Here is a 16,013-nt window from a genome sequence, read left to right on the forward strand (position 1 = left end):
GGCGGGGCCGGAACGGGCGGCTCACGCACTAGCGCGGCGATCTGGTGGCCTGGGACGGGATGGCCGCCCGCGCCGTCTTCGTGGCGGTCCCGGGCCCGACCGCCTTCGCGGGCCCCGCCGCCTTCGCGGGCCCCGCCGCCTTCGCGGGCCCCGCCGCCTTCGCGGGCCGGAAGGCCCACTCCATCCGGGGCTCCATCGCGAAGCGGAAGACCCGCTGGACGAGCGGGGAGCACAGCGCGGTCACCACCACCGCGGCGATCGCCGTGACCACGATCGCGCCCGCCGGGGTGTGCAGCCAGGACTGGTCGTACCAGCCCGCGAAGTGGGAGCCCTTTATCAGCAGGCCGTGCAGCAGGTACCCGTACAGCGTTCCGGCGCCGAGCGCGGTGAACCACATCGTCCGCCCGGGCACCCAGGCGAAGAAGCACGCGGTCAGCACCATGGAGCAGCCGAAGAGGGCGAACGTCATCACCACGCCGCTCCACCACGGCGCCCCCAGCTCCTGGGCGCTGTCCCGGTGGTAGAACCACCCGGCGTTCATGCGCGGCACCGCCCAGTAGGCGAAGACCAGCGCGGCCGCCGTCACCGGCACCGCCAGCAGCCGCACCGCGCGGCGGCGCACCATCCGGAAGTGCTCCGGCCGCATGTGCGCTCCGGCCACGAAGAAGGGCAGGAACTGCAGCACGCGCTGGAGGTCGAGATCGTCGCCGATGTCGGGCGAGCACGAGGCGAGCGCGGCGATCGCGAGCGCGAGCGGCACCGGATGGCGCGCGATCCGCCACACCGGGGTGGTGATCCGCCAGACGAAGAGCGCGATCAGGAACCAGGTCAGATACCAGGGGTCGAGCAGGCTGACCGGGTACGAAAGGTCGCCGTCCGCCCAGCCCTTGAGGAGGCTGTAGACGGTCTCGAAGATCACGTACGGGACGACGACCCCGGTGAGGAGGCGCTTCAGCCGGTCCGGCCGGAGGTCGAAGTTCCGCGAGAAGTAGCCGGAGATGAGGATGAACGCCGGCATGTGGAAGGCGTAGACGAACATGTAGAGGGCGGACGCCGCCCTGCTGCCGTCCCGCAGCGGTTCCCAGGAATGCCCCATCGCGACCAGCACGATGGCCAGGTACTTGGCGTTGTCGAAGAACGCGTCACGCTGCTTCGAAGCGGGGGGAGCGGCGGGAGCGGCGGGAGCGGCCGCGGGCAGGGCGGGGACGGGGGCCGGGGAGGCGGGCGCGGGGGCGGGGGCCCGCCGCGCGCGACGTAAGGACGAGACGTTCATCACATACGCCGCCCCGTGGAACCGACAGCGGCGATCCCGCCTCTTTGTGGGGTTGAGGAGAGGGCTGCGGAGTGGAACATTCCACGCACAGTAGTGGCGGCCACGGGCCCACGGGCGGAATGGCTCAGCTCTTGCGTACGACGGTTCGCGCCACCGCCGCCACTGGCACACTGCGCCCCCGCACCCGCCGCCCCATGGCCGGGAACCGCCCGTCGCCCCTTTGGCCCGGCTGTGCGCGCGGACCCCCGCCGCCTCGCCCATGCTGGTGCCCAGGAGGGGGCGACCCGACGACCCGGCGCGCGAAGGGCAGGGCCCCGATGAGGCTTGTCGTCGATCTCAACCGCTGCCAGGGATACGCGCAGTGCGCGTTCCTCGCCCCCGACGTCTTCGCCCTGCACGGCGAGGAGGCGCTGCTCTACACGCCGCACGCGGACGAGTCCCAGCGGGAGAACGTGGCGCGCGCGGCGGCGGCCTGCCCGGTCCAGGCCATCCTGGTCGACGACGAGGACCCGTCCGGTGTCCGCTGACGGCGCGCCGCACACCCTGCGGCGCGAGGGGCGCATCGTCATCGTGGGCGCCTCGCTGGCCGGGCTGCGGGCCGCCGAGACACTGCGCGAGGAGGGGTTCGCGGGGTCGCTCACGATGATCGGCGACGAGCCCCATGAGCCGTACGACCGGCCGCCGCTGTCCAAGCAGGTGCTGCTGGGCCGGGTCCCCGCCGACCGCACCGCGCTGCCCCGGCGCCGCGCGGTGGACGCGACGTGGCGGCTCGGCGTCGCCGCCACCGGGCTGGACATGACGGCCGGGCGGGTGCGGCTGGCCGACGGCGACGAGGTCGGCTACGGCCGGCTCATGATCACCACCGGGGTGCGCGCCCGGCCCTGGCCGCACCCCCTGGAGGCCGAGCTGGACGGCGTCTTCGTGCTCCGCGGCCGGGAGGACGCGGCCGCGCTGCACCGCCGGCTGTCGGCCGGACCGCGCCGGGTGCTGGTCATCGGCGCGGGCTTCACCGGCTCGGAGATCGCCTCCGCCTGCCGCGAGCGGGGGCTGCCGGTCACCGTCGCCGAACGCGGCCCCACCCCCCTGGTGGGCGCCCTCGGCGGGGTGCTCGGCGCGGTCGCCGCCGACCTGCAGCGCGCCCACGGCGTCGATCTGCGCTGCGGCGTCATGGTCACCGCGCTGGAGGGCGACGCGGCCGGGCGGCTGCGGCGGGCCCATCTGTCCGACGGCACCGCCCTCGACGCCGATGTGGCGGTGGTCTCCCTCGGCATCACCCGCAACACCGAATGGCTGGCCGGGTCCGGGCTCGGGGCCGGGCCCCGCGGCATCGCCTGCGACGCGGGCTGCCGCGCCTTCGACGTGCGCGGCATCGTCACCGACGACATCTTCGTGGCCGGGGACGTCGCCCGCTCCCCGCACCCCCTCTTCAACTACCAGTTCCTGTCCCTGGAGCACTGGGGCAACGCGGTCGCCCAGGCCGAGATCGCCGCCCACAACATGATCAGCGCGAGTGCCGACCGCCGGCCGCATCTGTGGGTTCCCGCCTTCTGGTCGTCCCAGTTCGGGGTGAACATCAAGTCGGTCGGGGTGCCGTCCCTGGGCGAGGAGGTCCTGATCGCCCAGGGGTCGCTCGCCGAGCGCCGCTTCACCGCGGTCTACGGATACCAGGGGCGCGTCATCGCCGCCGTCACCTTCGACCAGGGCAAGTGGCTGGCGTTCTACCAGCGGCTGATCGAGACCGCCGTCCCCTTCCCGCCGCCGTTCACCACCGTCGACCGCCGCGCCGAAGGGCTGCGGCCGGTCCCGGCCGACTTCCCGGACCCCACGCTGCCCACCCACGGCCCGACCGTCACGCTCAGCGGCTACTCGCCCGCCGACCGGCGGATCGCCTTCACCCCCATGCGCGTCTGACCACCCTCGGCCACTGATCCCCGGCCCGCTCCCCGGTCCCTGATCCCCGGCCCTGATCCCCGGAAGGACTCCGCCATGGCCCACGGCCCCCTCCTGCGGAAGATCACCGACTACGCCAACCGCGCCGACCCGTACCCGGTCTACGCGGAACTGCGCAAAACACCCGTGGTGCACGAGGAGGACGGCCCGTACATCGTCAGCACCTACTGGGAGATCCACGCCCTGCTGCACGACCCGCGCATCAGCTCCGACGCGCGCAACCTCGACCCCCGGGCCGCGGGCGAACCGGCCGACGCCGAGAGCGAGTCCGAGGAGGACGACCCCGGGCTGCCGCCCGCCTTCCTCAAGCTCGACCCGCCCGAACACGACCGGCTGCGCCGCCTGGCCATGACCCCCTTCGGCCCCCCGCACACCCCCCGGCGGATCCACGCCATGCGCGGCGAGCTGTCCCGCATCGTCAACGAACTGATCGACGGCTTCCGGGACCGGGACCGCGTCGACCTCGTCGACGACTTCTCGTACCCCTTCCCCGTCACCGTCATCTGCCGGCTGCTGGGCGTGCCGCGCGAGGACGAACCCCGCTTCCACACCTGGGCCGACACCCTCGCCGCGAGCCTCGACCCGGACCCCGAACAGGACGCCGCGACGCGGCGCCGCGTCACCCACCAGGCGCGCGCCGAACTCGGCCGCTACCTCTCCGAACTGATCGAGGAACGCCGCCGCTCCCCCGGCGACGACATGCTCTCCGCCCTGGTCACCGAGGACGGCCCGGACGGCCGGATGAGCCATACGGAGCTGCTGAGCACGGCCGCGCTGCTGCTGGTCGCGGGCCACGAGACCACCGTCAACCTGATCACCAACGGCATGCTCGCCCTGCTCCGCAACCCCGACGTCCTGGCCCGGCTGCGCGCCAAGCCCCATCTGGCCGTCCCCCTGGTCGAGGAGCTGCTGCGCTACGACCCGCCCGTCCAGCTGCTCCCCCAGCGCACCCCGCTCTCGGACATCGACATCGCCGGGGTGACCATCCCCAAGGGCGCCCCCGTCTGGCTCGTCCTGGCCTCCGGCAACCGCGACCCGCAGCGCTTCCTCGACCCCGACCGCTTCGACCCCCAGCGCCGCGACAACCAGCACCTCGGCTTCGGCAGCGGCATCCACAGCTGCTTCGGCGCCCCGCTGGCCCGCCTGGAGGCCCAGCTGGCGCTGACCGCGCTGGCCCAGCGACTGGAGAACCCCCGGCTCGTCGAGGACCCGCCGCCCTACCGCCGCAACGCCGTCCTCCGCGGCCCCCGCCACCTCCCCATCGCCGTGGACGACGTGCGCTAGCCGTGCTGTCCCGGCACAGCCGACGCCGTCGACTCCGACTTCGCGGCGATCTTGCGGGCCATCCCGCCGAACACCAGCGCGTGGAACGGCGAGACGCCCCACCAGTAGACGTGCCCGGCCAGCCCGCGCGGGTGGAAGACGGCGCGCTGGCGGAAGACGGTCCGGCCCTCCGCGTCCCGGTCCACCCGCATCTCCAGCCACGCCAGCCCCGGCAGCCGCATCTCGGCCCGCAGCCGCAGCAGACGGGGCGGCAGGACCTCCTCGACCCGCCAGAAGTCCAGGCTGTCCCCGACCCGCAGCCGGGCCGCGTCGCGGCGGCCGCGGCGGAGGCCGACGCCGCCGATCAGGGTGTCGATCCAGCCGCGCAGCGCCCAGGCGAGGGGGAACGCGTACCAGCCGTTCTCGCCGCCGATGCCCTCCACGACCCGCCAGACGTCCTCCGGGGAGGCGTTCACTGCGCGGCGGCGGTGGTCGGTGTAGAGGGTGCCGCCCGCCCAGTCGGGGTCGGTGGGCAGCGGGTCGCTGGGGGCGCCGGGGGTGGCGGCGGAGGACCAGCGGGTGGCCACGTCGGCCTCGCGGATCCGCCGCAGGGCCAGCTCCAGGGCCCGGTTCACGCCGAGGGGGCCGCCCGGCGGGTCGGGGACGTAACGCCTGATGTCCCGTTCGGCGCACACCACCTCGTGCCGCAGGGACTCCACGAGGGGCCGCGCGAGGGCGCCGGGGACCGGGGTGATCAGGCCGACCCAGAGGCTGGAGAGCCGCGGGCTGAGCACCGGCACCGGCAGGATGCCGCGCCGGGGCAGCCCGGCGACGGCCGCGTACCGCCGCATCATGTCCCGGTAGGTGAGGACGTCGGGGCCGCCGATGTCGAAGGCCCGGCTCACCTCGTACGGCAGTGCGGCGCAGCCGACGAGCAGCCGGAGCACATCGCGGACGGCGATCGGCTGGGTGCGGGTGCGCACCCAGCGCGGGGTCACCATGAGCGGTAGCCGTTCGGTCAGATAGCGCAGCATTTCGAACGACGCCGAGCCCGACCCGATGATCACACTGGCCCGGAGCACCGCGGTCGGCACGCCCGAGTCCAGGAGCACGCGGCCCACTTCGGCGCGGGAGCGCAGATGGGGAGAGAGGTCCCGGTCCGGGACCCCGGCCGGGGTCAGCCCGCCGAGGTAGACGATCCGGCGGACCCCGGCGGCCCGCGCCGACTCGCCGAAGACGCGGGCGGAGCGCCGGTCGGTCTCCTCGAAGCCGGGCCCGCCGCCCAGCGCGTGCACCAGGTAGTACGCGACATCCACGCCCTCCATGGCCGCCCGGACGGACTCCTCGTCGGTCACGTCGCCGCGTACGATCTCGACCCGCCCCGCCCAGGGGTGATCGCGCAGCTTCCCGGGGGAACGGACCACACAGCGCACCGCGTACCCCGCGTCCAGCAGCTCGGGGACGAGCCTGCCGCCGATGTATCCGGTGGCCCCGGTGACCAGACAGCGCATGCGGCCATGCTTGAACGCACGGGGGCCACCCGCAACCGGGCCGGGTGCGGACAGCGCGAAACCTGCGAGGTGGGCTCCCTTCGCCGGCATTGTCCGGATCAGGTTGTGGAGGTCGCCTTCCGGTCTCCCCGACCTTCCGGCCTCTCAGCCCGGCCATCAACGAGACGTTCCGGAGAACCAAAGTCCTCTGTCCTGAACGCCTCTCCGGTCGAGCTCCCTCGCTCGCCCCGCAGGCTGTTTTTCAGGTTACTCCTGACCCCCTTGGGCGACTAGTCCCCTTTCAAGAATTTTTCACCCTTTTATCGGCGCGTCCCTACAGCCCTCTTCCCGGGCCCCGGCCTGGTACTCCCGCGCCTTGGCTGCGCCGGAAGGCGCTTGCCCGGTAGGCTTTCCGTGTGATCTTCAAGCGCATCGGAAACGGTCGGCCCTACCCCGACCACGGCCGGGAAAGCACCCGCCAGTGGGCGGATGTCGCCCCACGCCCGGTACGTCTTGACCAACTGGTCACGACGAAGCAGCAGCTCGACCTGGAGACGCTGCTCGCCGAGGACTCGACGTTCTACGGGGACCTCTTCGCCCACGTCGTGAAGTGGGACGGCGACCTCTATCTGGAGGACGGGCTGCACCGCGCGGTGCGCGCCGCGCTCCAGCAGCGCCAGGTGCTGCACGCGCGCGTCCTGGAACTCGACTGACCCCGCCCCCACGAGGCGCGGCCGGGCCCTCGCATTGGCCCTTTCGGGTTGGACTGCACACCAACGATTGATCATTTAGTAGGCATCGTCACCAGGCCGCACTACGCTGCGCATATGAGCATGCTGACCCCTCCTGGCATGGGCGGAAAGTACCGCATCACGGGCGACCGCTACCCGCGCATGCGCCGGCCCCGGAGCCGCCGTCGCCTGGTGTTCGCGGCCCTCGGCTCGGTCGTGGCACTCGGCCTGGCCGGCTGGGGAACGCTTCAGCTCATCGACGTCTTCTCCGGCGGCGCCAAGGGCGGCGACACGGTGCGCGCGGCGCGCGGCAGCGCGGACTGCAAGCGCGATCCCGGCAAGGGCGGCAGCCGCGACCGGGGCTCCGGGACCTCGTCCCGTACGGCGGCGGCGAAGCTGCCGAAGCCCTCCGACATCACCGTCAACGTCTACAACGCGACCAAACGCTCCGGGCTCGCGAAGGACACCGCCGACGAGCTGAAGAAGCGCGGCTTCAAGATCGGGGACGTGGGAAACGCCCCGAACGCGTACGACAAGAAGGTCAAGGTGCCGGGGATACTCCTGGGCGCACCGGGCTCCGCCGACGGGGCCTTCCGGGTGCTCGGCACCCAGCTGGCCGGGACCGAGACCAAGAACGACGCCCGCCGCGGCAAGGACGTCGATCTGATCATCGGCACGGAGTTCAAGGACCTGGTCGGGCAGAAGGACGCGGACAAGGCGCTCACCGCGCTGACCAAGCCCTCGCCCCGCCCGTCGGGCTCGCCCTGCTGAGCGGGCCCGGACGGCTGTACTATCCCGCGGTCCCGTACATCCGGTCGCCCGCGTCGCCGAGCCCCGGCACGATGTACCCGTGCTCGTTGAGCCGCTCGTCGATGGACGCGGTGACCACCGTCACGGGCGTGCCCGCCAGCTCGCGCTCCATCACCTCGACGCCCTCGGGCGCCGCCAGCAGGCACAGCGCGGTGACGTCGTCGGCGCCCCGCGATATGAGCTCGCGGATCGCCGCGACGAGCGTCCCGCCGGTCGCCAGCATCGGATCCAGCACGTACACCTGACGGCCGGAGAGGTCATCGGGCATCCGGGTGGCGTACGTGGACGCCTGGAGCGTCTCCTCGTCGCGGATCATGCCGAGGAAGCCGACCTCGGCCGTCGGCAGCAGCCGCACCATCCCGTCGAGCATCCCGAGGCCGGCCCGCAGGATCGGCACCACCAGGGGGCGCGGATGCGAGAGCCGCACCCCGGTCGTCGCCGTCACCGGGGTCTCGATGTCGACCTGCTCGGTCCGCACATCGCGGGTGGCCTCGTACGCGAGCAGGGTCACCAGCTCGTCGGCGAGCCGCCGGAAGGTGGGGGAGTCGGTGCGCTTGTCGCGCAGCGTGGTGAGTTTGTGCGCCACCAGCGGGTGGTCGACGACGTGGATCCGCATGGCAACGACACTAACGGAGCCCTCCGGCCGCGACTCCCGCCGGTAACCCCCGGCGCGCGACGACAGTCTGTCGCCGTACTGGCATCAAAGCGCTGTTTCGGGGGAAAGTGGGCAGGAGCGCCCGGGCCGGACGTCCGGGCGAAGACCTCGGTCCGAGGGGTGAGGCCATGGCCGACACCGACATGTCCACCGGCAGGACAATGGGCGCCGGGTCCGCTCGCGAGAGCGCGGCGGACCGCCGCCGCCGTCGCGAACGCTTCCTGCGCGCGCTGAACGAGGCGCGGCAGGTGCGCGACCGCGTACGGCCGCGGCTGACCCGCGCCGCCCGGATGCGCGAGGCGATACTGCTGCGTACGTTCCGCTGATGTTCCACCGATGAACCCGAACCCGGCGCACCGCCGATGGAGCGATCAGGTCGGTCCGTTTCGTTTCACGTGAGCCACATCTCTTTGGACTGGTGCACGACGCAGCGCGGAAGACCTCTCGCGAAGCGATGGTTTCTGCCACGATTCCGATTGGGGCGGGACACTGTCCCGCCCGCCCCGGCACGCCTATGACCAGTGGGAGAGTCACGGTGTACTTCGCCGCATTGCTCGCGCGCACCGCAGAAGGGTGGGAAGCGAGCGACACAGAGCTCGATGACGTGGAGACTCTGACCGATTTGATCGAACTGGCTCGGGGGGCCGCCAAGGACGACGACACGGTTCTGGCCTTCATCGAGCACGAAGACGCGTGGTTCGGCGTCGTCCGCGTGGACGGCGAGGACGACCCGCACATCTACGTATCGGACGCGGCCGCGGCCGCCCGCACCTCGTACGGCGCGATGCTCACCGACGAGCTGCTCGGCCGGGACCCCGACGACGACCTGGACAGCCTCGTCGACCTGGACGGCACCGAGGACGGCGAGCCCGACGAGGACGACGACACCGACCCCGCGCCGGTCCCCGTGGGCCCGCTCGGGGACGGCGACATCCTGGCCGACCTGGGCATGGAGGAGAAGGAACTGAAGTCCCTCGACGGGGACGCGCTCGAATCGATCGCGGACATGCTGGGCTGCAGCATGGAGGGCCTGGAGGCGGTGCGCTGACCGCCGCCACACTGGAGTCATGACCGATCCGCTGACCGGCATCCTGCCCGGACCCGACCCCGACCCCCTGCGTGACCCCTGGCGCGCGCCGATGCGCCTCGCGCTGGAGGAGGCCGTACGGGCACCCGAGACGGGGGATGTACCGGTCGGCGCCGTCGTGCTGGGCCCGGACGGGACGGTGCTCGGCCGCGGCCGCAACGAGCGCGAGGCCCACGGCGACCCCACGGCCCACGCCGAGGTCCTCGCCCTCCGCGCCGCGGCCCGCCGCCTCGGCGGCTGGCGGCTGACCGGCTGCACCCTGGTGGTGACCCTGGAGCCGTGCGCCATGTGCGCCGGCGCCATCGTGCTGTCCCGGCTCGACCGGGTGGTCTACGGCGCGATCGACGAGAAGGCGGGCGCCGTCGGCTCCCTCTGGGACATCGTCCGCGACCGTCGCCTCAACCACCGCCCCGAGGTCATCCACGACGTCCTCCCCGACGAGTGCGCCGCCCCCCTCACCGCCTTCTTCCGCACCTCCTGACCCACCCCCACCCGGAACCGATTTCGGATCTCGGCCCTTCGTCCGCTAGGCTCTGCCTCGGTAGCGTGTCCGAGCGGCCGAAGGAGCGCGCCTCGAAAGCGCGTGAGGGGGCAACTCCTCCGTGGGTTCAAATCCCACCGCTACCGCTCGACTCACCCCCCTGAACTGCGGAAACGCAGGGCAGGGGGGTGTTCTGCGTGTGGATACGTCCACCAGTTGTGTGGACACGTCCCGGCACGTGAGTCCCGCAACCGCCGATCCGCCCTGAGCGAGGCCTGCCAGGCCTCGGCCTTGTTCGTCGCCGCGGTCACCCGCCGGCGCAGCGGCGCGTCCGAGAGGTAGCGCAGCAGTTGCACGGTGCGGATTTCGCGGCCGACCTCACGGAACGCGGTGTAGGTGGCGTTCTTCCGCGACCCGGAACGCAGCCGCTTGAGCAGCGTGGACGATGAGATTGCCCCCTCCCCCACGGAGATGGCCACCCGCATCAGGTGCCGAAACTGCGACTCGATCAAGTCCCAGTCGACGACGTTCTTGCCCGGCTCCCCGAACAGCGCGTCGATGTGCACGTACTCCGTGACCTTGCTGGGTCGGAGAGCCGTTGCCGCTGATGGATGGCGCTACGGCGGTGCGATTGATCGCGGAGAGGCGCCCGTCAGGCCGGCCAGCAGCGCTTGGGCGCTACCGGGTGAGAAGGGCGCTGATGACCTTGCCGCCGGCCGTCCGGCGGGTCACCGCGGTGGTGCGGGCGAGGCGGTTGACCATGGGCCAGCCGAAGCCTCCCGTGCCGCCGTTCAGGTCCGGGGGGCGCATGCGCGGTGCCTGCGGATTGCTGTCATGCACGGCCACCTCGATGCTGTCCGGGTGCGCGGTCAGGTCCAGGGCACAGGTACCGCCGCCGTGGCACAGGGCGTTGGTGACGAGCTCCGAGACGACCAGGACCACGGTGTCGGCGGCCTCGGCTGCGATCGCCGGAACGAGGCCGCCGAGGAAGTCCCGAGTGCTCTCGCGTGCGCCTGCCACGGATGTCGCGGAGCGGACGGTTGCGACGTTGACGCTCATCGTGTCCATCAGGTCACCCTGGTCTCTGGATCGTCAATGCCTGTCCTGTCTGCCCGATGCTTGTGCCCCGCCTGCGGCGCGGCAACCGCACGAAGCCTCGGCTGTGGAGCGTGCCTGGCCGATCATCCACGCGGTCAGGCGGGGAAGCTGTGGGGTTCGCGGCATCGAGGCCGGCGCAACGTCGCTGCTCAAAGCAGGTGTCCGCGGTTGGAGCGGGGCCACCACGCGCCGTTCTGTGCTCGAGGTCGACTATCTCTCTGGCCAGCGCATAGAAATCTGCGTCGGCCGGAGTAGACATTGGGTGGTGGTGTGGTTATGGTTTCTCTCGTAGCCGAGATCAAGCGGGGCCCGGCAGAGATGAACTGCCGGGCAGTAGTACACGCAGTTGCAGTTCGTAGGACGGTGCGGTGGTGGAGCTTCGAAGCCAGAGTTGTGCAAGGCGGCGACGAGGCTGACGACCGGACCGGGTGGCCCGCAGTGATCAGGGGCCGCCGTGAGCAGTACCGCAGTAGCAGTTCCCGTTTGGTAAGTAGTTCATCCAGAGGGAAAGAACGGAGGAGTTGAGCGCCATCAGGATCGCCCGGGCGGAAGTCTTGAGCCCGGGTACCGCGGGACATCGATAGTGAGGTGGTCTCCGGTCAAGCAACCGCGATCCCCGCACCCCCGACAGCATTCAGGTCGGGTCTGCGAAAACAGAAGGCCGGCGCAGTACCAGGGTCGGCAGATGGTGTAGCAGTTCCTTCGGGGCCCTGGTGCCATATGGCACCAGGGCCCCTCCACGCGTTCCACAGAGAGGTGCAATGACAGCAGACGACTCGTACAGCCGTCTCGACGACGACGACTACCCTGCCTACACCATGGGCCGGGCCGCCGAGATGCTCGGCACCACCCAGGGCTTCCTCCGCGCCATCGGCGAAGCCCGCCTGATCACCCCGCTCCGCTCCGAGGGCGGCCACCGCCGCTACTCCCGCTACCAACTGCGCATCGCCGCCCGCGCGCGTGAACTCGTCGACCAGGGCACCCCCATCGAGGCCGCCTGCCGCATCATCATCCTCGAAGACCAGCTCGAAGAAGCCCAGCGCATCAACGCCGAATACCGCCGCACCGCCGAAGCGTCCGGCCGCCCCCGGCCTGAGACGGTGCGCCCGCCGGGTACCGGCGGGCCCCGGCACACACATGTCAGGGCGTGACGCATGGGTCGTTCCCCATGGTGATTTTCCCGCAACGCGCGGAAGGCCCTGCCCAATGGATCGCGCACACCGCGTCCGGTAGCTGCCGTCGCCCGTGAGAGCCGTGCTTTCAGCCGGACAAGAGGGCCCGCTCTCGCCGGGCGGAAGAGCCTGTCATGCACAGGATCGGGGGCGCGCAGCCATGGCTGCGCGCCCCCGACATACGAGACCGGGGCTGCGCGCCACGTGGCGGCTCGGGTGCCGCTTGCTCTGTGCGGCTGTCGTGTAGTTGGAGGAGCAGACGTTCAGACGCTCGTCCAGGCTTCGAGGAAGGCTTTCCGTCCAGCGGGGTCGTCCGACCTGCGGTCGGCGTGCAAGACGCGCCAGGCGGTGAGTTCGAGATCTCGGAGCCACAGTTCTCCGACGACCTGCGTCTTGAGGTCGGGAAGATGGTCGGACTCGGAGAGGGCTTGACCGATCACCTCCCCGGCTGCGAAGCGTTGGGGCGGGGTCATCTCATCGACAGCTGAGAGGATCTTTCGGGCCAGGGCGGTTCCTTCACCTGCCATGGATTGCAGCACCTCAGCCTTGATGTTGGCGGGTAGCAGGTAGGCGGTGCCGGAGGACCTCCACAGGTCGGACCAGAAGCGTTCGCCTTCCTTGGTGGGGGCAGGTAGCGCGGCCAGCAGTCCGAGGAGATGGCCGATGGCCGCGTAGCCACCGGAGTGGGCGGCTGCGACGACTGCGATGCCTGCGACGCGCTCCACATCGAGGTGGCCGGCTTCGAGGTCCGGAGCCAAGCCCAATTGGTGTTCCAACTGGTCTGTGAGGGGTGCGGATACGTGGGGACGGACCTCAGGAAGCATCGACGATCCTTGCGAGTAGGCGAGCGGAGATGCCCGTTCGGAAACCCTGATCGTTCCCACGACCAGCCGATCCACTCGGCTTCGGGTGGCCCAATTCGCGGTGAGACCAAGGGGCCGGAGTCCACACGGCGGCGAGAGAGCCCAGGGCCAGAAGTGCCCCCAGGTCGAGAACATCAGCCCTGCCCGACCTTCCCACCCGCCCTCGGAGGGTACGGCTGCCCCGCGCAGGTCGTGCCGTCGCCTGCTCACTCCGCTCACTCCAACAGCGGGCCGGCCTTCAGGTGACGGTGGCCGGATCGGCGGCCCTGATCGTGTCGAGACCGGCTACGGGCGTGAACAGCGACCCTCTTCCTGAAACGCTGCGCTCCGGGTGGGCCAATATCTATGACCGCGAGGTGAGGGTTAAACGCGCCGCGCGGAGAGCGTTTTTACCGCAACTAACAGAGTGAAAAAACCGTACACGGGCCACCACTCCATGCTATTGTCGATCTCAGTTGCAGTTGTGGTTCCCAAAGCTTCAAGCGCCTTCGCCGGCATTTTCAGCCATCGGAAGCGTTTTCGTGTTGCCGGTCATTTTCCGGACGGGGCATCATCGCGGCGACCCGGTATCCGTGCACCGCGGGTCCCGGCGTACTGCCCCAAAGGAGATATGACATGGCGTCAGGCACCGTGAAGTGGTTCAACTCAGCCAAGGGTTTCGGCTTCATCGAGCAGGACGGTGGCGGCGCTGACGTGTTCGCCCACTTCTCGAACATCGCCGCACAGGGCTTCCGTGAGCTGCTCGAAGGCCAGAGGGTTACCTTCGACATCGCGCCGACCCAGAAGGGTCCGACGGCCGAGAACATAAATCTCGCCTGACGCGCACTTTGTAGCTGGGCCCGCATCCCTCGGGGCGCGGGCCCGGCTACGGGCATTCTCCGAGGTTTCACCTGTGGGATGGCGCCGCCCGTGGCCCCCTCTCCGGGGAGCGGGCCTCTTCGGAGCCATACCGGTCGACGTCCTGGATTTCACGTCCACATGACGTCACACATTTCATCGCCTGCGCCCGCACCAGATTCGCTGCAAGCCAGACTCGCTTTCGCATGCCATTCGGCCCGTTCTTGTGATTCCCCGCGCTACCTTCTGCTGCGGGAATTCCTTGATGCGTGCCGTATCAAGGAAGGTTCTGAATGAACCCCACACGTACGAACGGCCGCATTTCCCGCCCCCGCCGGACCGACAGCCCCGCTTTCGGCGCCAGCGCCGGTTCGAGGCGGGGCGCCCGCTTCGGCTCGCCCGCACCCAGCCGTTCCGGCGGTCCGAGCCGCTCGCGCGGCCACGGCCGCCGGCCCGCCACGGTGCAGGGCGAGTTCGCCCTGCCGGAGACGCTCACTCCCGCGCTGCCCGCGGTCGAGGCGTTCGCCGACCTCGGCATGCCCAAGCAGCTGCTGGCAGCGTTGACCGCGCAAGGCCTGAGCGTCCCGTTCCCGATCCAGGGCGCGACCCTGCCCAACACCCTCGCGGGCCGCGACGCCCTGGGACGCGGACGCACCGGTTCCGGCAAGACCCTCGCCTTCGGCCTGGCTCTTCTGGCTCGCACCGCCGGACAGCGCGCCGAGCCCCGCCAGCCGCTGGCCCTTGTCCTTGTGCCGACGCGTGAGCTGGCCCAGCAGGTGACCGACGCACTCACCCCCTACGCCCGCTCGGTGAAGCTGCGCCTGGCCACCGTCGTCGGCGGAATGCCGATCGGCAGGCAGGCCAATGTGCTGCGCGGTGGCGCCGAGGTCGTCGTCGCGACGCCGGGCCGCCTCAAAGACCTCACCGACCGCGGTGACTGCCGGCTGGACCAGGTCGCGATCACCGTCCTGGACGAGGCCGACCAGATGGCCGACATGGGCTTCATGCCCCAGGTCACCGCGCTCCTGGACCAGGTCCGCCCCGAAGGCCAGCGGATGCTGTTCTCCGCCACCCTCGACCGCAACGTCGACCGACTGGTCCGCCGCTACCTCACCGACCCCGTCGTCCACTCCGTCGACCCGTCCGCAGGCGCGGTCACCACGATGGAGCACCACGTGCTGCACGTCCATAGCGCAGACAAGCACCGGACGACGACGCAGATCGCAGCGCGCGAAGGCCGGGTGATCATGTTCCTGGACACCAAGCACGCCGTCGACCGGCTGACGCAGGACCTGCTGAACAGCGGTGTCCGGGCCGCCGCCCTGCACGGCGGCAAGTCACAGCCGCAGCGCACCCGGACCCTGGCCCAGTTCAAGACCGGCCACGTCACCGTGCTCGTGGCCACGAACGTCGCCGCCCGCGGCATCCACGTCGACGACCTCGACCTCGTCGTCAACGTCGACCCGCCGACCGACCACAAGGACTACCTCCACCGCGGCGGCCGTACCGCGCGGGCCGGGGAGTCCGGCAGCGTCGTCACCCTGGTCACCCCCAACCAGCGCCGCGACATGACCCGCCTCATGGCGGCTGGCGGCATCGTGCCCCAGACCACCCAGGTCCGCTCCGGCGAAGAGGCACTCAGCCGGATCACCGGCGCGCAGGCCCCCTCCGGCATCCCCGTGACGATCACCGCGCCGGTGGCCGAGCGGCGTAAGCGCAGCGCGGCCTCACGCGGCCGACGCAGCCCCGCTTCGGCTGCCCGGCGCGCGACCGCGCGGAAGTCCTCCTTCGACGCGGCGGCCTAGAACCTTCGTGATCAGGAAACTGACCCACCTCAACAGGAGGCACATTGTGACGCTGATTCAGATGCAGCCCCGCTCGGCCAATGCCACCCCCGTGCACAGGACGGTGGCCGACGCCATGGACACCGCCGGACCGCAGGTCTGCGATGACATGACCATCGAGGTCGCCCTGTCCGTCATGGCAAGCGCCCGCACCGTGCATCTCCTCGTCAGCGACAACGACGGCCTGTGCACCGGTCTGCTCACCCAGGCCCAGCTCACCGCAGTCCGCGACAGCTCCGCCTACACGGACCGGATCCAGCTGCGCGACGTCCTCGGCGACCGCGGCCCGTTCACCTCTCCCGTGACCACCATGGCCGAAGCCCAGCACGCGATGCGCTACCGCCAGCTCGATGCCCTGCCTGTGGTCGACGAACACGGCAGCGCCTTGGGCGTCCTCGCCCTTGCCCGCTGAACCGCCTCAACCGCGGCAGAACCATCCCCCTTCGCTCTTCTCCCTGT

17 protein-coding genes, 1 tRNA gene, 1 pseudogene and 1 riboswitch are annotated in these 16,013 nt (G+C 70.9%); of the genes and pseudogenes, 13 read left to right on the forward strand and 6 right to left on the reverse strand.

Annotation, left to right across the window (positions count from 1 at the left end; genetic code table 11):
• Window positions 1–28: 28 nt before the first annotated feature.
• The gene (locus ACFZCY_RS01995; RefSeq protein ID WP_391168630.1) at window positions 29–1,273 is read right to left on the reverse strand and encodes an acyltransferase family protein; all 1,245 of its coding nucleotides are present in this window, start codon (window positions 1,271–1,273) and stop codon (window positions 29–31) included.
• 317 nt (window positions 1,274–1,590) lie between these two features.
• Between ACFZCY_RS01995 and ACFZCY_RS02000 the strand changes: the two genes are divergently transcribed.
• From ACFZCY_RS02000 to ACFZCY_RS02010, 3 genes are all read left to right on the forward strand, one after another.
• Window positions 1,591–1,800, forward strand: coding sequence for a ferredoxin (locus ACFZCY_RS02000; protein ID WP_391168631.1), 210 nt, complete (start codon window positions 1,591–1,593; stop codon window positions 1,798–1,800).
• Window positions 1,790–3,184: an FAD-dependent oxidoreductase gene (locus ACFZCY_RS02005; protein ID WP_391168632.1), complete on the forward strand. Its 1,395-nt coding sequence runs from the start codon at window positions 1,790–1,792 to the stop codon at window positions 3,182–3,184. The genes ACFZCY_RS02000 and ACFZCY_RS02005 overlap by 11 nt, the downstream gene beginning before the upstream one ends.
• A 75-nt stretch (window positions 3,185–3,259) precedes the next feature.
• Entirely contained in the window at window positions 3,260–4,507 is a 1,248-nt protein-coding gene (locus ACFZCY_RS02010; protein WP_391168634.1) for a cytochrome P450, read from the forward strand.
• Here the strand turns inward: ACFZCY_RS02010 and ACFZCY_RS02015 are convergent.
• The gene (locus ACFZCY_RS02015; RefSeq protein WP_391168635.1) at window positions 4,504–5,997 is read right to left on the reverse strand and encodes a DUF2867 domain-containing protein; all 1,494 of its coding nucleotides are present in this window, start codon (window positions 5,995–5,997) and stop codon (window positions 4,504–4,506) included. The two genes, ACFZCY_RS02010 and ACFZCY_RS02015, sit on opposite strands and share 4 nt — an antisense overlap.
• A 58-nt stretch (window positions 5,998–6,055) precedes the next feature.
• Window positions 6,056–6,227: riboswitch (TPP riboswitch) on the reverse strand.
• 165 nt (window positions 6,228–6,392) lie between these two features.
• On the opposite strand from ACFZCY_RS02015, the gene ACFZCY_RS02020 reads away from it, so the two are divergent.
• Window positions 6,393–6,689, forward strand: coding sequence for a type II toxin-antitoxin system VapB family antitoxin (locus tag ACFZCY_RS02020; RefSeq protein WP_009716657.1), 297 nt, complete (start codon window positions 6,393–6,395; stop codon window positions 6,687–6,689).
• 114 nt (window positions 6,690–6,803) lie between these two features.
• On the forward strand, window positions 6,804–7,478 hold the full coding sequence (locus ACFZCY_RS02025) for a LytR C-terminal domain-containing protein (protein ID WP_391168637.1): 675 nt from the start codon (window positions 6,804–6,806) through the stop codon (window positions 7,476–7,478).
• A gap of 19 nt (window positions 7,479–7,497) precedes the next feature.
• Here the strand turns inward: ACFZCY_RS02025 and upp are convergent, their stop codons facing one another.
• Window positions 7,498–8,133: a uracil phosphoribosyltransferase gene (upp, locus tag ACFZCY_RS02030; protein ID WP_361476915.1), complete on the reverse strand. Its 636-nt coding sequence runs from the start codon at window positions 8,131–8,133 to the stop codon at window positions 7,498–7,500.
• A 167-nt stretch (window positions 8,134–8,300) separates the two neighbouring features.
• Here upp and ACFZCY_RS02035 point away from each other — a divergent pair, with 167 nt between their 5' ends.
• The 4 genes from ACFZCY_RS02035 to ACFZCY_RS02050 all read left to right on the forward strand — a co-directional run bounded on the left by ACFZCY_RS02035 (window position 8,301) and on the right by ACFZCY_RS02050 (window position 9,886).
• Window positions 8,301–8,498 carry a hypothetical protein gene (locus ACFZCY_RS02035; RefSeq protein ID WP_391168640.1) on the forward strand — a complete coding sequence of 66 codons (198 nt, stop codon included), beginning with the start codon at window positions 8,301–8,303 and terminating at the stop codon, window positions 8,496–8,498.
• 188 nt (window positions 8,499–8,686) lie between these two features.
• On the forward strand, window positions 8,687–9,220 hold the full coding sequence (locus ACFZCY_RS02040; RefSeq protein ID WP_391168642.1) for a hypothetical protein: 534 nt from the start codon (window positions 8,687–8,689) through the stop codon (window positions 9,218–9,220).
• A 19-nt stretch (window positions 9,221–9,239) separates the two neighbouring features.
• Window positions 9,240–9,740: a tRNA adenosine(34) deaminase TadA gene (gene tadA / locus ACFZCY_RS02045; RefSeq protein WP_055546188.1), complete on the forward strand. Its 501-nt coding sequence runs from the start codon at window positions 9,240–9,242 to the stop codon at window positions 9,738–9,740.
• Between the two features lie 59 nt (window positions 9,741–9,799).
• Window positions 9,800–9,886, forward strand: a tRNA-Ser gene (locus ACFZCY_RS02050).
• Window positions 9,887–9,892: 6 nt separating this feature from the next.
• Here ACFZCY_RS02050 and ACFZCY_RS02055 read toward each other — a convergent pair.
• A pseudogene (locus ACFZCY_RS02055) lies at window positions 9,893–10,324 on the reverse strand (Tn3 family transposase); the annotation flags it as partial.
• A 94-nt stretch (window positions 10,325–10,418) separates the two neighbouring features.
• Window positions 10,419–10,808 carry an ATP-binding protein gene (locus tag ACFZCY_RS02060; protein ID WP_391168643.1) on the reverse strand — a complete coding sequence of 130 codons (390 nt, stop codon included), beginning with the start codon at window positions 10,806–10,808 and terminating at the stop codon, window positions 10,419–10,421.
• 791 nt (window positions 10,809–11,599) lie between these two features.
• Between ACFZCY_RS02060 and ACFZCY_RS02065 the strand changes: the two genes are divergently transcribed.
• Window positions 11,600–11,989 (forward strand): MerR family transcriptional regulator, encoded by a 390-nt coding sequence (locus ACFZCY_RS02065; protein ID WP_391168644.1) that lies wholly within the window; start codon window positions 11,600–11,602, stop codon window positions 11,987–11,989.
• Window positions 11,990–12,273: 284 nt separating this feature from the next.
• On the opposite strand, the gene ACFZCY_RS02070 is transcribed toward ACFZCY_RS02065, so the two are convergent.
• The gene (locus tag ACFZCY_RS02070; RefSeq protein WP_391168646.1) at window positions 12,274–12,834 is read right to left on the reverse strand and encodes a hypothetical protein; all 561 of its coding nucleotides are present in this window, start codon (window positions 12,832–12,834) and stop codon (window positions 12,274–12,276) included.
• A 654-nt stretch (window positions 12,835–13,488) separates the two neighbouring features.
• Between ACFZCY_RS02070 and ACFZCY_RS02075 the strand changes: the two genes are divergently transcribed.
• From ACFZCY_RS02075 to ACFZCY_RS02085, 3 genes are all read left to right on the forward strand, one after another.
• Window positions 13,489–13,692: a cold shock domain-containing protein gene (locus tag ACFZCY_RS02075; protein ID WP_391168648.1), complete on the forward strand. Its 204-nt coding sequence runs from the start codon at window positions 13,489–13,491 to the stop codon at window positions 13,690–13,692.
• Between the two features lie 311 nt (window positions 13,693–14,003).
• Window positions 14,004–15,515, forward strand: a complete 1,512-nt coding sequence (locus ACFZCY_RS02080; RefSeq protein WP_391168650.1) for a DEAD/DEAH box helicase — start codon at window positions 14,004–14,006, stop codon at window positions 15,513–15,515.
• A gap of 46 nt (window positions 15,516–15,561) precedes the next feature.
• On the forward strand, window positions 15,562–15,966 hold the full coding sequence (locus ACFZCY_RS02085; RefSeq protein ID WP_391168651.1) for a CBS domain-containing protein: 405 nt from the start codon (window positions 15,562–15,564) through the stop codon (window positions 15,964–15,966).
• Window positions 15,967–16,013: the final 47 nt, after the last annotated feature.

This window comes from Streptomyces sp. NPDC007983, assembly GCF_042958345.1.
Taxonomy (GTDB): Bacteria; Actinomycetota; Actinomycetes; order Streptomycetales; family Streptomycetaceae; genus Streptomyces.

Bases quoted from the DNA above. Each gene is read 5' to 3' on its own strand.
- ACFZCY_RS02070 (WP_391168646.1), bottom strand. From the start codon at position 12,834: ATGCTTCCTGAGGTCCGTCCCCACGTATCCGCACCCCTCACAGACCAG.
- ACFZCY_RS02060 (WP_391168643.1), bottom strand. From the start codon at position 10,808: ATGGACACGATGAGCGTCAACGTCGCAACCGTCCGCTCCGCGACATCC.
- ACFZCY_RS02035 (WP_391168640.1), top strand. From the start codon at position 8,301: ATGGCCGACACCGACATGTCCACCGGCAGGACAATGGGCGCCGGGTCC.
- ACFZCY_RS01995 (WP_391168630.1), bottom strand. From the start codon at position 1,273: ATGAACGTCTCGTCCTTACGTCGCGCGCGGCGGGCCCCCGCCCCCGCG.
- ACFZCY_RS02000 (WP_391168631.1), top strand. From the start codon at position 1,591: ATGAGGCTTGTCGTCGATCTCAACCGCTGCCAGGGATACGCGCAGTGC.
- ACFZCY_RS02065 (WP_391168644.1), top strand. From the start codon at position 11,600: ATGACAGCAGACGACTCGTACAGCCGTCTCGACGACGACGACTACCCT.
- ACFZCY_RS02075 (WP_391168648.1), top strand. From the start codon at position 13,489: ATGGCGTCAGGCACCGTGAAGTGGTTCAACTCAGCCAAGGGTTTCGGC.
- tadA (WP_055546188.1), top strand. From the start codon at position 9,240: ATGACCGATCCGCTGACCGGCATCCTGCCCGGACCCGACCCCGACCCC.
- ACFZCY_RS02010 (WP_391168634.1), top strand. From the start codon at position 3,260: ATGGCCCACGGCCCCCTCCTGCGGAAGATCACCGACTACGCCAACCGC.
- ACFZCY_RS02025 (WP_391168637.1), top strand. From the start codon at position 6,804: ATGAGCATGCTGACCCCTCCTGGCATGGGCGGAAAGTACCGCATCACG.
- ACFZCY_RS02040 (WP_391168642.1), top strand. From the start codon at position 8,687: ATGACCAGTGGGAGAGTCACGGTGTACTTCGCCGCATTGCTCGCGCGC.
- ACFZCY_RS02015 (WP_391168635.1), bottom strand. From the start codon at position 5,997: ATGCGCTGTCTGGTCACCGGGGCCACCGGATACATCGGCGGCAGGCTC.
- ACFZCY_RS02080 (WP_391168650.1), top strand. From the start codon at position 14,004: ATGAACCCCACACGTACGAACGGCCGCATTTCCCGCCCCCGCCGGACC.
- upp (WP_361476915.1), bottom strand. From the start codon at position 8,133: ATGCGGATCCACGTCGTCGACCACCCGCTGGTGGCGCACAAACTCACC.